This window comes from Hoeflea sp. AS16 (assembly GCF_038900095.1).
GTDB lineage: Bacteria > Pseudomonadota > Alphaproteobacteria > Rhizobiales > Rhizobiaceae > Hoeflea.
Map to the genome: position 1 here is coordinate 1 of NZ_JBBMQQ010000007.1, position 13,965 is coordinate 13,965.

Sequence of the window (13,965 nt, forward strand, 5' to 3'; positions counted from 1 at the left end):
CATGAGCTGTTCCCCTCTGGAGGTTTTTGACCTTCATACCTATTGGGCCCGAGAGCAATCTCGAGGCCCATTTTTTTGTCCGGATTCCGGGCTGCGGCTGCCTGGTTTTCAGGCCATGCAATCTTCGCATGGCTGACATGCGCATCATTCCCTTGCACAGTGCTCAATTAAGCACCATATCGGCTGCAGCTGATGCAGTTATGGCGGCCCACTCCTCCCAGTGCCGCCGCATGAGCTGTTCCCCTCTGGAGGTTTTTGACCTTCATACCTATTGGGCCCGAGAGCAATCTCGAGGCCCATTTTTTTTGGCTTCAACCGGCTTGCGGCGACACTGTCCTGCTTGACTGGGCGCGAGGGGCCCTGCGCACAACGTCCAGCGCGGTAATCAGCATAACCAGGGCATTGGCCGGGTGAAACGCGGCGATCCACCCCATTCCTGTTTCCATGCCAATGCCGACCAGCACAAGCTGCAGCAGGTAAAGCAGCAACAATAGCGATGCCGGACGGCGGTAGACCTTGCCGTCAGCCCCGAACCAGCCGTAGCAGGCGAGTGCAATGACCGGGATGGCGAGCGAGCCGCCAAACATGCCGTGCACTGCCCAGCCATCCGGCGAGCCGAACACGGCCAGTCCCGCCAGGTAGACCTGCATGACCAGGCCGCCTGCAATGAGAACTCCCATTGCAGGCGCCGGGCGCATCCAGTTGATCTGGCCGGTCTTCACGCGGAAAGCCCTTCGCCAGCGGAAACGGCAAAGTCCTTCTCCGCACCGGCCATGGCCCGCGCATCCAGGCAACCGAGACTGCCCAGGGTTTCCCGCACGGCCTGGTCGATGGGCGTGTGAGGCTCGGCGCCAAGGAAAGCCACCAGTCTGTCATTCCGCATATGCAACTCTTTCTGCCATAGATAGCGCATTTCCAGGATCTCACGGAATACGGGAACGAAGGGTTTTGCCAGGCGCAGCATCCACCAGGGGAACCGCTTGATCGGCAACTCGCTCCTTCCGGTGACACGGCGGATGGCTTTGCCCAGCTGCCGGCCGTCATGGTCCCAGAACCCCTCCATGTGGAAGCGTGCGAAGGACGGCAGCTCATCCGCCCGGGCCAGCAGCCGCACCATTGTCTCGGCGACATCAGGCAGATAGGCCCATTGGTGGCCGACGCCCGGATCGGACGGATTGACAACGGCCTTCACCGGCTTGCCGGGCTTGATCACCGCCTGGGCGAACCAGTTGTTGCCTGCGCCGGGACCGAAGAAATCCCCTGCCCTGACAAGGATCACCTGGGTGCCGCGTGCGGCCGCAGCCTCGAGCCGTTCTTCAAGCATGACGCGGATCTTGCCCTTGACCGTTTCCGGCTGCTGCGGGCTGTCCTCGGTGATGTTGCCGAACGTGTCCGGGCCGAAATTGTAGACCGTGCCGGGCATCAGGATACGGGCGCCGACGGCCTCTGCCGCAGCAATCGTGTTTTCGATCATCGGCAACACCAGCGTCCCCCAGTTACGGTATCCGGCAGGGTTGACCGCGTGAACGATCACATCTGCACCGGAAGCCGCGCGGATGACATCTTCGCGGTTCATCGCGTCACCATTGACCCAGTCATATTCCGGCGCCTTGACGGCATGTGCCGCCGCATTCCGGTGCATCGTCCGCACCGCGTAGCCATTGGCCAGCAGCTTCCTGGCAACCGCGTTGCCAATCCCGCCGGTGATTCCGAGGATCAGCGCCAGCGGCTTGTGTTCAACCTTTTCTGCATTCTGCTTCATGTCAGTCATCTTTCTCTCCATCAGTTTCGATGAAGACACTATGACGAAGTAGCCACTTAAACGGAATTGCGGTATTTTCTGGATCTGCTATACATTTTTGTATGACCAAGTTTACTCTCGATTGGGACCACTACCGGACCTTTCTCGCGATCCTTGAGGAGGGATCGCAGTCGGGCGCCGCCCGTGCACTGGGGCTGACCCAACCCACCGTCGGACGGCATCTGGACGCATTGGAACTCGCAGCCGGCAAGCCGCTTTTCCTGCGCTCCCATCAAGGCCTGCTGCCCACCGAGACGGCGCTGAGCATGCGCACCTATGCCGAAACCATGGCAGCCAGTGCCGCGGCCCTGGCACGGACAGCATCCGCCGACACCGGAAGCCCCGAAGGCACCGTGCGCATCAGCGTCAGCGAGGTCATCGGGCTGGAAGTGCTGCCGCCGATCCTGACCGAACTGCAGGAGCGCTATCCGCGGCTGGCAATCGAGCTCTCGCTCTCCGATTCCGTCGAGGATCTTCTCAAGCAACAGGCCGACATCGCCGTCCGCATGGTCGAACCGACCCAGGCAGCCCTGGTAAGCCGCAGGATCGGTGGCATTCCGGTCGGCGTTTTCGCCCATCGCAGCTATCTCGAGCGGCATGGCACGCCGGCAACCATCGAAGACCTCTCCGAGCACCGGCTGATCGGCTTCGACCGCCAGTTCGCCTATGTCCGCGAGATGCTCAAGGCTTACCCGGCCATGGCGGAAGTGCGCTTCCATTTCCGCACCGACAGCAATGTCGCACAACTGGCCATGATCCGGGCCGGAGGTGGCATCGGCATGTGCCAGGTCGGGCTCGGGGCCCGCGACCCGGATCTGGTGCAACTGTTTGCCGGACAGATCGACCTGCAACTGAAAACCTTCCTGGTCATGCACGAAAACCTCCGGCGGGTTCCGCGCTGCCGCGTTGCCTTCGATGCGCTGGCCGAAGGGCTTCTGGCCTATCGCGGATCAACGACGGCAGCCTGACCGGAACGCCATGGCATTTGCCCCGCCCGGCTGCTGAAGTGATCCACCCGCGCCCTGCCCCCGTACACTTTGCAAGTTGGCAGGTGCGATGGAACTTTGGCGCTGCAGGTTTGTTGTCCTGTGTCGTTGCACGCTCACGGGGTTTGAAATGCGCATCACCATGATACTCAACCAGGACGGCGGCACCATTCGCGGAATGGACGCGCGGGAATTCGGCGACACGGCGTGCTCCATCCTGTCTGCACGTGGGCCCGAGTGTGTCCTGCGCCTTGTCTCGGGCAAGGACCTTGTAAAAACCCTCGACGAGGTCGCCGCTGACACGGGCACAGGCACCATCGTGGCAGGCGGCGGAGATGGCACGATTTCCGCAGCCGCCGGCGCCTGTTTCCGCTCAGGAAAGACCCTCGGCGTCATTCCGCTTGGAACCATGAACCTGTTCGCCCGCAGCCTCGGCCTTCCCCTCGACCCGGCGGAAGCGCTTGAAGCGCTTGTGGCGGCGGAGGAACGCCCGCTCGATATCGCCACCGCCAACGGCCGTCCCTATGTCCACCAGTTCTCCGTCGGCCTGCATGCCCGCCTTGTACAGCAGCGCTCGAAGCTCGACACCTCGACGCGGCTGCGCAAGATCGCCTCGACAGTGCAAACGCTCGGCCGGGTTATTCTCGACCCGCCCCGTTTCGGCGTCGAGATCGATACCGGCTCCGGCCGCACGCGCCAGGTCGTTTCCGCCGTCTCGGTTTCCAACAACCTGTTTGGGGAAACCCCGTTGTCCTATGCCAGCGTGCTCGACGAGGGCGTGCTGGGGGTCTACCGCTCCCGCGCGCTCGAATCGGGCAAGGTGCTCCGCATGACCTTGCATGCAGCCTTCGGCAAATTGCAGCAGGATCCGGACATGAGCGTCGAGGCGGCAAACAGGGTCACATTGAATTTCCCCAACGCGCGCGGCGGATCGAAAGCCGCCATCGACGGCGAAATCATTCCACTCGAGCGCGAGATTGAATGCATCTGCCATCCCGGCGCATTGCGAACGCTTGTTCCCCAATCCTATGCAGCCAATGCCAGAGCTGCTGCTTCGTCGCAGAAGCTCGCATCGGCATAGGCACGGACATCATCCAGAAAGGTTTCCCATGATCCGTCACGCCCCGAATCTGCCTGTCCCCACCGGCGACACCCGCCACGCAATAGAGGCGCGGCCATGATCCCGGCGGGCTTTGTAAAGGCCTGGGCGGGAACCGCGGTCTTCATCCTGATCATCGATGCTGTCTGGCTCGGCCTCGTCGCCAAGGGGTTCTATGCCCGCCAGCTCGGTGACCTGATGCTCGACTCGCCGAAACTGTCGATCGCGGCGGTGTTCTACGTGATGTATTCGGGTGTCGTCGTGCTGCTTGCCTCTGCGCCGGCTTTCCGCTCGGGCTCGTTGCAGGACGCTCTCCTTCTTGGCGCCATCCTCGGTTTCGCCGCCTACGGCACCTATGACATCACCAACATGGCCACGCTGAAGAACTGGCCACTGGTGATGAGCCTGGTTGACATGGCGTGGGGAACCGCGCTGACGGCGGCAGCCTCGGCAGCGGGCTACTGGCTGTTGCGCTGGGTCTGAAACGAAAACGACCGCCCCGGAGAGGGCGGTCGAAACAATCTGGGCCGGGCATTCGATGGCCCGGCAATGCAAATGCCGTAAGATCAGCGCAGGGCTGCGCAGAACCGCTGGATCCGGTTGCAGGCTTCTTCCAGCAGTGCTTCCGAGGTGGCGTAGGAAATGCGGAAGTTGGGGCCCTGGCCAAAGGCCGAACCGTGCACCACCGCGACGCCTTCGGTTTCGAGCAGCTCGGTGACGAAATCCTCATCGGACTCGATCACCTTGCCCGACGGCGCCGTCTTGCCGATCAGCTCGGCACAGGAGGGATAGACGTAGAACGCGCCTTCGGGAACCGGGCACTGGATGCCCTTGGCCTGGTTGAGCATCGAAACAACCAGGTCGCGGCGGCCGCGGAAAATTTCCTGGTTCTTCGGAATGAAGTCCTGCGTGCCATTGAGCGCTTCGACAGCAGCCCACTGCGCGATCGAGCAGGCGCCGGACGTCTGCTGGCCCTGGATCATGTCCATCGCCTTGATCAGTTCCATCGGACCGGCCGCATAGCCGATGCGCCAGCCGGTCATCGCATAGGCCTTCGACACGCCGTTCATGGTCAGCGTGCGCTCTTTCAGAGCCGGCTCAACCTGGGCAGGCGTGGTGAAAACGAATTCGCCATAGGTCAGGTGCTCGTACATGTCGTCGGACAGGATCCAGACATGCGGATGGCGCATCAGCACCTCCGTCAGCGCCTTGAGTTCGGCTTCGGTGTAGGCCGCACCCGAGGGGTTGGAGGGCGAGTTGAACATCAGCCACTTGGTCTTCGGCGTGATTGCGGCTTCCAGGTCGGCGGCAGCCAGCTTGAAGCCGTTCTCGATCGTGGTCGGAACAAACACCGAGGTGCCGCCGCAGATCGCCACCATTTCCGGATAGCTGACCCAGTAGGGCGCAGGAATGACAACTTCGTCGCCGGGGTTCAGCGTCGCCATGAAGGCATTGAACAGGATCTGCTTGCCGCCGGTGCCGACGATGGTCTGCTGCCAGTCATAGTCGAGATTGTTCTCGCGCTTGAACTTGGCCGCAATCGCCTTGCGCAGTTCGGGAATGCCCGAAACCGGGGTGTATTTTGTCTCGCCGCGATTGATCGCGTCGATCGCAGCCGCCTTGATGTTGTCGGGAGTATCGAAATCCGGCTCGCCGGCGCCAAGCCCGATGACATCGCGGCCCTTGGCTTTGAGCTCCCGCGCTTTCTGGCTAACGGCAATGGTTGCGGACGGTTTGACCCGGGAAAGGGCGTTGGCGAGAAAGGCCATGGAATGCGCTCCGGTGCTGGGACGTGATGCTAGGGGACGCGGCGCCCGCGCCCGTTGCCTTCTATGTCGTAACCGGCCCTGCGATGCAAGCCGCCAGGTAAGCTTGTAACGGTTGATTTAACCTTGGCGAAAGATTTGGCGTCTAGTGTCTAAGATCGACACTAAACGGAAATCGGAGTCCAGGACATGATGGCCGGACGTCACGAACCGCATTTTCTGCAAGACGACCGGGGGTTCTACACGACCTCCTACGGCCCCTTTGTCTTGCGCTCGGCCTTCCAGCCGATCTTCAGCCAGAATGATCAGGGTCACCTGACAATCGAGGCGTTTGAAGCGCTCATCCGCGCCCAGCAGGATGGCAAGCCGGTCTCCCCCGGCCATTTCTTTTCGATGGTTGAAAAAGCCGACGCGGTCACGGTCGATACGCTGTGCCGGGAATTGCACATTCTCAACATGGGCAAACTCGGCCGCCGCAAGGCGAAGCTGTTCATCAACTTCAATCCCGGCCTGTTCGACGCCATCGTCAACATCGATGTCGAAGTCGACCGCATGGTCGACGTGACCTTGCGCGCCGGCCTGAGGCCGGGCCGGATTGTCTGCGAGATCACCGAACAGGGCAGCGGCAACGAAGAGGTTCTCAATCGGCTAGTCGGCGGATTGCGCTCGCGGCTGTTCAAGATCGCCGTCGATGATTTCGGTGCCGACGATTCCGATTCCCAGCGGGTAAACGATCTCAGGCCCGACGTACTCAAGTTCGACGCAGCCTGGGTGCGCCGGTTCACCGAGACCTCCGCCGGCATGGGCCTGCTCAAGCTGATGGTCGAACAGTTCATCGAACGCGGAATCACCGTCCTGTTCGAGGGGCTGGAGGAGGATCACCAGGTCGACTTCTGCCAGCAAATCGGCGTTCAACTGATGCAGGGATACTCGCTGGCGCGGCCGGAAACCGTGCCCAGGACATTTGACGACCGCTTCCCCGAGCCTGAGCTCTCCCAGGTCGGCGACCTTGTCCACCCGGCCTACAATTCAGCCACGCGCAACGATGTCGCCGCGGCAACTCCAGCCAGTGAATTCACCCCGCGAGCGGTCGCTCCGCGGCGCGCTGCAGCCTTCGGCAAACGCACGCGTTAACCCGAAACACAATCTTGACACCACAAAACTCCGGCACGGCCACAATCCGGTCCGAATGGCGACGCGATCCGCCCGTTAGATGATCCCCGAACTGCAAAGAACGGGGAAAGACCATGATTCCGGAAGATGACTTCCTGCTTATCAAGCCCGCCCGCCGGGAATCTGTCACGGCGTTAAGAATAGCGCTGATGGCGGCAATGGGCTGCCTGCTGCTTTTGTCGGCGCTCGTGATCCAGGCCCGGGCCGAACCCGATGCCATGCTGAACCGGCAAATCAACGCCGGTCACCAGATCAAACAGCAGCAGACCTCCGTCAACAAGCCCGCCGGTCAAACCATCTGCTCTAGACCGCAACATCCTGCTTGTTGAAGGCTTCGCACCGCGCCGAAAGATCGGCCAGCGCCGCATCCGGACTGGTCAGCCCTGAAACAACGACCGGCACGCCATGCTCCCGTTCGATCACCAGCGACCCGGCACCGGTGATCCAGCCGGAAAGACCGTGGCGCAACGATAGCCCGGTCACCGCAGGATAGCTGACAATCACCGGGTCACGCGCGGGAAAACCGGGATGAACCTCCAGATGCGCCCCACGCAGCGTAAGCCGCGTCGTCGACAACCGCAGCCCGGCATAGGCAAACAGCAACGGAACGATGATCACCACCACCATCAGGCAGACCCGGGCCAAGGCGCCCTCTCCCCGGTCATTGAGGTAGAGCGAGATCCACAATGCGCCGTACCCCGCGGCCACCACCAGCCCGGGAAGAAACAGCGCCAGGGCGCTGGCCCCCCACACCGCACGGCGCCGGGGTTCAGCGGAAGCAGGATGGCCCGAGGCAGGGTGCAAGGGCTTGATGTGCGAATCAGCGCTGTCCATGACCGGCGAGTTTAACCGGAATTCCGCCACCGTCACCGGCACGGTTTCAGCTTGCAGGGGTTTTCCTGCGCCTTTGAAGCACCATATCTCCTTAACTGTGCAAACATTGACCGCAAACGAGGCAACAATGGCTGACAACCGGATCCCGACACGGCATCGAGCTGTGAAAACACTTCTTGGCCTGTCGGCAGCGCTTTGGCTGGCCTCGGCCGGAAGCCTGCCTGCGGGCGAAATCATCCCGACGAACGAAGTCAGCATCGAAGTCGATGTACTGGCCACCGGACTTGATCATCCATGGGGTGTCGAGCCGCTGCCCGACGGCACACTTCTTGTCACCGAACGCAGCGGCGCCCTGCGCCTGGTGCGCGACGGTGCGGTCTCGGCGCCGATTGCCGGCCTGCCGCAAATTGCAGCCGTCGGCCAGGGCGGGCTCCTCGATGTTGCGCTCGCTGCCGATTTTGAAGAAAGCCGGATCATATTCCTCAGCTACTCCACCCGCAGCACCGACGGGCTGGGAACAGCCATTGCCAGGGCCCGCCTGCCGGAAGACGCGACCGCACTCACCGACGTAACCGAGATCTTCCGCATGAACAGGTTTACAGGCGTTGGAAGACACTTCGGATCGCGCATTGCCGTTGCACCGGACGGAACGCTGTTTTTCACCATCGGGGACCGTGGCGAAAGCGAGCGGGCCCAGGATTTCAGCGATCATGCCGGTGCCGTGCTGCGAATTAACGCCGATGGCACGATCCCGTCCGACAATCCGTTTGCGCCCGGAAACCCCGATGCCGGCAGCGGCAAGGCCGCAGAACTCTGGTCCAAGGGCCACCGCAACCCGCAAGGCCTCGACATCGATCCCAGGACCGGCGTGCTCTATTCGGTCGAGCATGGCGCCCGCGGTGGCGATGAAGTCAACCGACCGCAACCGGGGCTCAATTATGGCTGGCCCGAGATCTCCTACGGGCGCCATTACTCGGGGGCGGAGATCGGCGTGGGAACCAACGCCGAAGGGTTCGAGCAGCCGCTGCATTACTGGGATCCATCCATCGCCCCGGGCGGCATGGCCGTGTACCGCGGAGACATGTTTCCCGAATGGGATGGCGATTTGCTGGTCGCGGCGCTGAAGTTCCAGTTGCTGGTCCGGCTTGACCTCGACGACGAAACCGGCGAAGTGCTGTCCGAAGAACGATTGCTCAAAGGCACCTACGGACGCATTCGCGATGTCCGCGTTGCCCCCGATGGCGCGGTGCTGATGGTAACCGACGAAGACAACGGCTCGATCCTGCGATTGTCGCGCGCACCTGAAACCGGCGATTAGAGTTGTGAGCTGACAGGCCTGCGCATGGCCCTGCCCCTGATGCCGAAATGGCCGTCACGTAAAAGAATCGAGTGAGACGATGCTGAAGACAATCATACTGGGCCTGATCATACTCGTTGGTGCAGGGATCGCGGCGTTCATCCTGATCGGCCGGGAGCGCAGCTGGGAACTGGTCGCCGGTCCACCCGATCGCGGCCAGCGCGATTTCAGCCTCAATAAGCGCAGCACCACACCGAACGATGCGCTCGCCTGCAGCCCCGGTCTCTGCGAAAAGCCTGATTTCGAGATTCCACCCGTCGATGATGCACCGGCCATCGCCATCGAGCGGTTGTCGCAACGGCTCTTCACCTCCGACCCGCTGGCCCGCAGGATCGATGACCGCAAGGATCCGGCCAAGGCGCGCTTTGTCACCTACTCGCCGCTGATGCGGTTTCCCGACGTGATCCATCTCGAAGCCCGGCCGATGCCTGATGGCCGCACCGGAATCATGGCCTATGCCGCAGCGCAAATTGGAAAAAGCGATCTCGGCAAGAACCGTGCCCGGCTCGAGGCTCTGCTGAACATCCGCTGAAACCGGGCTGGGACCTGCATCGGCATTGTCTCAATCGTCCGAAAACAGGCCTTCGTCGCATTTCCGTGGAGAAGTGTTCGATCAGTCGAATTCCGTGCCATCAATGACGGAACCGACGAAACAATTTCAGCTTGGCAGAAACCGCCGGGCGATGTCGTGAGTGATCCTGCGCGGCCGTCGGGTAACCGCGTCGATGCAACACCATGAACTCCGCACTTCGGTGGCAATATCTTCACCACGCCTGAAGTTTGTTGAAAACGACGCCCGGGAGCCACGCGTTCCCGTCGCCGTGACCAGGGCATCAACTTTGTCATCCAGAAATAGCGGCACGCGATAGGTGATCTCATGCTTGAGAGCCACCCAGAGGAGCTCTTCCTGTGCGTCAACCGGCGAGATGTGTTGCCAGTAATCGACGACCGTTTCCTGCACCCAGCGAAGATACACCGCATTGTTGACATGCCCCATGTCGTCAATATCGCTTGGTGTGATCGATATTGGATGCTCGAATGTTGGTGCCGCTGATGTGATCATGCTTCTGAAATGGGGCCGCTGACAGCACGATGCAATGCGCAGTCGTATCGCTGGAGCAATCGCCTGACAAAACCGGTGTCTGAAATGGAGCGACGCACTAACTGGCAATCAGGCCAGATTCGAGGCTGCGGGTTCAAAATGCTGTTCGAGATGCAAAATCGACCACGAACGGCGAGCAAGCAAAGCCGGAAAACGCTCATGTCTACCATTTCCCGACGGCAGATGAATGAACCTGCCCTCGCCCCGGTCCGCAGCCCCCTTGCTCCGGAGAAACGCACCTGCTAGCCGTCCGGGATCGTTCATCCTGTCCGGACAGTGCCATGCCGCGTCATCTCGCCAATCTGCTGCTGCTTTCAGCCGGTGCCATCTGGGGCGCGGGCTTTGTCGCGCAATCGACCGCGATGGACAATATCGGCCCCTTCCTGTTCATCGGCCTGCGTTTTCTCGTTGCTTCGATCGTTCTGGCACCTTTTGCCTGGATCGAAGCCCGCAAGGCCGATCATCCGGTGTCACCCGTCCATCTGCGCGGCTTCGCTCTCGTCGGGCTGGTATTGTTCCTTGGCATGGCGCTGCAGCAGGTGGGGCTGACCATCACCACCGTTACCAATTCGGGCTTTCTCACCGGCCTCTACGTGGTGTTTGTTCCCTTCATTACATTGCTGGTGCTGCGTCAGCCGCCACATCCGGTGATCTGGCCAGCCGTCATGATGACATTTGTCGGCATCTGGATGCTGGCAGGCGGCAGCCTGAGCGATCTCAACACCGGTGACCTGCTGACCATCGCCTGCGCCGTGATGTGGGCCTTGCAGGTCATTCTGGTTGGCCGCTTTGTCGGGCCAAGCGGACGCCCGCTGACCCTGTCCTTCATCCAGTTCTCGCTGGCTGGCCTGCTCGGCCTCGGCATCGGGCTTGTAACGGAAGGTTTCGACATGGCCGCGGTGATCGCCACCCTGCCCGAGATCCTGTTTGCCGGTGTCGTTGCAACCGGGCTTGCCTTCACGCTGCAGGTCATCGGCCAGCGCTACACCACGGCCCCGCAAGCCGCGATCTTCCTGTCGACGGAATCGCTTTTCGCGGCCCTGTTTGGCGCAATTATCCTCGGAGAACAGATCCCGGCGCTCGGCTATGCCGGCGGCATTCTGCTCTTTCTGGCCATCCTTCTGGCCGAACTTGGCCCGATGCTCAGACCCAGAGCGGCTTCCTGACCGCTTTTGCACCCTCGATGAACCACGGTTCGTGATCGCACCACCGTACGACCGGTCGCCAGCCCGCCATAATCCTGACCGAAACAAGGCACCGCAAATGCCTTGAGCGCGCGCTGCTGTGAAGCAATGCGGCCCATAACTCGCCAAATTTCCGCCGCTGCAGACGCGCAATATGGCGAGATTATGTCATTGTTTTTGTTGATTTTATTTACGCCAAGTGATTTGCATATTGGCGCCGTCGCCCTCAATTTCCGTCCTGCAGGCATCAATACCGGTGCAGGCAAAACAAGGGAGACATCACCATGAAGAAGATCCTTATCACCGCTGTTTCAGTGCTCGGTCTGGCCGGAGCCGCCCACGCGGCTGAAATTGAAGGCGTGGTCACCAACTATGACCCTGCCACCAAGATGATCGTCCTGGAAAGCGGTGAGGCGTTCCACCTCGCCGATGGTGTCCAGCTCGACAATCTGCAGCCCGGCGGCAAGGTGGTCATCACCTACGATGACGGCACCACCGATGCCACCGCGGTCAGCGTGGTGGAATGAATTTCCCCAAGCCCTGGCCAGACACAAACTGGCTGGCCAGGGTGACCGGATTCAGGGCCGGAAAGTGGACAAAAAGCCAAATCGATCTGATCGGATCATGGCAAAATTATGCCGCTTTCGGCCTTGAAAAATATATCTTTTTGCCGCTTGCGCGGCGCAATCTTCCGGCGCATATCAGCGCCGCCCCGCTGCAACCGACACCAGTCTGGCACATCTGCCAGCCGGTTGCGGATCGGGTAACAACCTATGGAAAACACCAATGAAAAAGATCGTTGCAATCGCTTTCGCATCCGCAGCCATGCTCTCGACCGCCTTCGCCGGCGAAATCGAGGGTGTCGTCAAGACATTCGACCAGACCGCAAGCACCGTGGAACTGGAATCCGGTGAAGTCTACACCATTGCCGAAGGTGTCGAGGTCGAAGGTATCGAAGCCGGCAAGACCGTGATGATCATGTTCGACGACGGCACCACCGAAGCCAACGAAATCGCGATCGTCGAGTAATCGCGCCTGTCTGGCCGGACCGCACCCGATGGTCCGGCCAGATACAGCAACCTGGGCTGGCAAGTGTCACCAAAGTTTTGCTTGCCAATTTCCAACAAAACAATCATCTTTGTTGCGTTCGGGCAATTTGCGAACACGGGAAGACCAGAAACATGCGCGCCGAAGCCGCACAAAAAACTTCGGACGACTTCAACAAGAGCCCACACGCCATAGCGCGTGAAGGGGAGAAGTCGTTAAAACCAGGACCTTTCCAAACACTTCAAGAACTGCCTGCCATAACCCTCGCGCAAATGCGGGATATGACATGATGCTCGCCAACCGGAAAAACCGAGTGGAGACCGGAAGGCAACCAAAGGACCTGACAGCATGGGCGAAACTGGTACCGTAAAATTTTTCAACGTCGACAAGGGCTTCGGCTTCATCAAGCCTGACAATGGCGGTGCGGACATCTTTGTTCACATCTCCGCAGTGCAGGCTTCGGGAATGACCGGCCTCGAGGAAAACCAGAAAGTATCCTTCGACACCGAGCCCGATCGCCGCGGCAAGGGACCGAAGGCCGTTAATCTGCGCCTCGCCTGATTGACATCGACACCACAGCGATACGAAAGCCCGGTGCCGCAATCACCGGGCTTTTTTGTTACAAAGCAATCGACGCTTTTAAGAGTTTGGCCGGACTGTAAAGTTTAAGATTTCGTTCAGCTGCCGTTCAGCTTGCTCTGGATAGGGTTCATTCAAGCCGGAACAACCGGTCACCGCAAAGAGACGCCAACCGGGAAGGATTTTCTGATGAACATGTTTGCCAAGAAATTCGGCATCGCCCTGCTCACTGCCGCGACGGCCTTCACACCGCTCACAACCGGCATAGCCAACGCCGGCGAAGCAGAGTTCCGGGATCCGAACCAGCCGCATCTGTACCGGCCCCACGCACAACGCTGGGACAGGTCAAACCGGGGTCACCGCAGCCACCGCCGCAATCATGACAACAATGATGCGATTGCACTTGGCATCCTCGGTCTCGGCGCTGCCGCCATCATTGGCGGGGCCATCGCCAACAGCAACAATCCGCGCGTGATCTATCGCCAGCCGACAAATCCGCGCGCTGTCAGCGGCGGCGACTACGAGCCCTGGAGCCGCTCCTGGTACCGCTACTGCGCCAACAAGTACCGCTCCTTCAATGCCTCGACAGGCACCTATCGCGGATATGACGGGCGCGACCATTTCTGCGTAGTCAGGTAATCCGGCCCGCAACCAGACACTTATGCAAGGAAGGCCGGCGCCGCCCAGCGAGCGCCGGCTTTTTGTTGATGGGACAAAGCGCCTGCAGCCTGCCAGACCAAGTTGCTGCCTAGCTTGTTAGGGTGCCCCTCGGTCCTGGGCTCAGGAATCAGCAGCAAGCCCGCTCCCAGGGCCGCCAGCCCCCATGCCATCCCCGTCCAACCAGCCCCGGCATGCCGCGAACAACATCAGGCAGGGCCCCATGCTGCAACTGCGAAAAAGTTGCGTATATTAGAATTTGTTGAGTTGCTTGATTCACAAGAGATTAAGTATTTTCATGGATATCTGGCGAAAGCGGGAAATACCGCAGCGCAACATGAGCAGTTGCAGGCACCCGCCAAACCAGCTTCCTCCTTTCG

18 protein-coding genes are annotated in these 13,965 nt (G+C 60.7%); 13 read left to right on the forward strand and 5 right to left on the reverse strand.

The features are described from left to right. Positions 1 to 311 precede the first annotated feature (311 nt). Positions 312 to 722, reverse strand: a complete 411-nt coding sequence (locus WNY80_RS16305) for a DUF6220 domain-containing protein (protein WP_342888466.1) — start codon at positions 720 to 722, stop codon at positions 312 to 314. Beyond that, complete coding sequence (locus WNY80_RS16310) at positions 719 to 1,771, reverse strand: NAD-dependent epimerase/dehydratase family protein (RefSeq protein WP_342888467.1); 1,053 nt, start codon at positions 1,769 to 1,771, stop codon at positions 719 to 721. The genes WNY80_RS16305 and WNY80_RS16310 overlap by 4 nt, the downstream gene beginning before the upstream one ends. Before the next feature lie 92 nt (positions 1,772 to 1,863). Here WNY80_RS16310 and WNY80_RS16315 point away from each other — a divergent pair, with 92 nt between their 5' ends. The 3 genes from WNY80_RS16315 (at position 1,864) to WNY80_RS16325 (ending at position 4,369) form a co-directional block, all read left to right on the forward strand. Next, positions 1,864 to 2,769 carry a LysR family transcriptional regulator gene (locus WNY80_RS16315; protein ID WP_342888468.1) on the forward strand — a complete coding sequence of 302 codons (906 nt, stop codon included), beginning with the start codon at positions 1,864 to 1,866 and terminating at the stop codon, positions 2,767 to 2,769. A gap of 148 nt (positions 2,770 to 2,917) precedes the next feature. Next, positions 2,918 to 3,868: a diacylglycerol kinase family protein gene (locus tag WNY80_RS16320; RefSeq protein WP_342888469.1), complete on the forward strand. Its 951-nt coding sequence runs from the start codon at positions 2,918 to 2,920 to the stop codon at positions 3,866 to 3,868. Between the two features lie 96 nt (positions 3,869 to 3,964). Then, positions 3,965 to 4,369, forward strand: a complete 405-nt coding sequence (locus WNY80_RS16325; protein WP_342888470.1) for a DUF2177 family protein — start codon at positions 3,965 to 3,967, stop codon at positions 4,367 to 4,369. 83 nt (positions 4,370 to 4,452) lie between these two features. On the opposite strand, the gene WNY80_RS16330 is transcribed toward WNY80_RS16325, so the two are convergent. Then, positions 4,453 to 5,655, reverse strand: a complete 1,203-nt coding sequence (locus WNY80_RS16330; protein ID WP_342888471.1) for a pyridoxal phosphate-dependent aminotransferase — start codon at positions 5,653 to 5,655, stop codon at positions 4,453 to 4,455. A gap of 186 nt (positions 5,656 to 5,841) precedes the next feature. On the opposite strand from WNY80_RS16330, the gene WNY80_RS16335 reads away from it, so the two are divergent. Next, positions 5,842 to 6,786: an EAL domain-containing protein gene (locus WNY80_RS16335; protein ID WP_342888472.1), complete on the forward strand. Its 945-nt coding sequence runs from the start codon at positions 5,842 to 5,844 to the stop codon at positions 6,784 to 6,786. Positions 6,787 to 6,899: 113 nt separating this feature from the next. Next, on the forward strand, positions 6,900 to 7,154 hold the full coding sequence (locus tag WNY80_RS16340; protein ID WP_342888473.1) for a hypothetical protein: 255 nt from the start codon (positions 6,900 to 6,902) through the stop codon (positions 7,152 to 7,154). Here WNY80_RS16340 and WNY80_RS16345 read toward each other — a convergent pair. After that, a complete protein-coding gene (locus WNY80_RS16345; RefSeq protein ID WP_342888474.1) occupies positions 7,129 to 7,659 on the reverse strand; it encodes a hypothetical protein in 531 nt (176 codons plus the stop codon). The genes WNY80_RS16340 and WNY80_RS16345 overlap by 26 nt on opposite strands. Before the next feature lie 163 nt (positions 7,660 to 7,822). Here WNY80_RS16345 and WNY80_RS16350 point away from each other — a divergent pair, with 163 nt between their 5' ends. Both WNY80_RS16350 and WNY80_RS16355 read left to right on the forward strand, forming a co-directional pair. Further along, positions 7,823 to 8,977 (forward strand): PQQ-dependent sugar dehydrogenase, encoded by a 1,155-nt coding sequence (locus tag WNY80_RS16350; RefSeq protein ID WP_342888475.1) that lies wholly within the window; start codon positions 7,823 to 7,825, stop codon positions 8,975 to 8,977. A gap of 79 nt (positions 8,978 to 9,056) precedes the next feature. Continuing rightward, the gene (locus WNY80_RS16355; RefSeq protein ID WP_342888476.1) at positions 9,057 to 9,548 is read left to right on the forward strand and encodes a DUF1499 domain-containing protein; all 492 of its coding nucleotides are present in this window, start codon (positions 9,057 to 9,059) and stop codon (positions 9,546 to 9,548) included. A gap of 126 nt (positions 9,549 to 9,674) precedes the next feature. Here WNY80_RS16355 and WNY80_RS16360 read toward each other — a convergent pair whose 3' ends face one another. Next, complete coding sequence (locus WNY80_RS16360) at positions 9,675 to 10,079, reverse strand: thioesterase family protein (RefSeq protein WP_342888477.1); 405 nt, start codon at positions 10,077 to 10,079, stop codon at positions 9,675 to 9,677. Between the two features lie 320 nt (positions 10,080 to 10,399). Between WNY80_RS16360 and WNY80_RS16365 the strand changes: the two genes are divergently transcribed. From WNY80_RS16365 to WNY80_RS16390, 6 genes are all read left to right on the forward strand, one after another. After that, entirely contained in the window at positions 10,400 to 11,284 is an 885-nt protein-coding gene (locus WNY80_RS16365; protein WP_342888478.1) for a DMT family transporter, read from the forward strand. A 302-nt stretch (positions 11,285 to 11,586) separates the two neighbouring features. After that, positions 11,587 to 11,829: a DUF1344 domain-containing protein gene (locus tag WNY80_RS16370; RefSeq protein WP_342888479.1), complete on the forward strand. Its 243-nt coding sequence runs from the start codon at positions 11,587 to 11,589 to the stop codon at positions 11,827 to 11,829. After that, a complete protein-coding gene (locus WNY80_RS16375) occupies positions 11,826 to 12,092 on the forward strand; it encodes a hypothetical protein (RefSeq protein ID WP_342888480.1) in 267 nt (88 codons plus the stop codon). The genes WNY80_RS16370 and WNY80_RS16375 overlap by 4 nt, the downstream gene beginning before the upstream one ends. After that, positions 12,089 to 12,331: a DUF1344 domain-containing protein gene (locus WNY80_RS16380; RefSeq protein ID WP_342888481.1), complete on the forward strand. Its 243-nt coding sequence runs from the start codon at positions 12,089 to 12,091 to the stop codon at positions 12,329 to 12,331. Before WNY80_RS16375 ends, WNY80_RS16380 begins: the two co-directional genes overlap by 4 nt. A gap of 366 nt (positions 12,332 to 12,697) precedes the next feature. Continuing rightward, a complete protein-coding gene (locus WNY80_RS16385) occupies positions 12,698 to 12,910 on the forward strand; it encodes a cold-shock protein (protein WP_269388942.1) in 213 nt (70 codons plus the stop codon). 207 nt (positions 12,911 to 13,117) lie between these two features. Beyond that, the gene (locus tag WNY80_RS16390) at positions 13,118 to 13,567 is read left to right on the forward strand and encodes a BA14K family protein (protein ID WP_342888482.1); all 450 of its coding nucleotides are present in this window, start codon (positions 13,118 to 13,120) and stop codon (positions 13,565 to 13,567) included. Positions 13,568 to 13,965 lie beyond the last annotated feature (398 nt).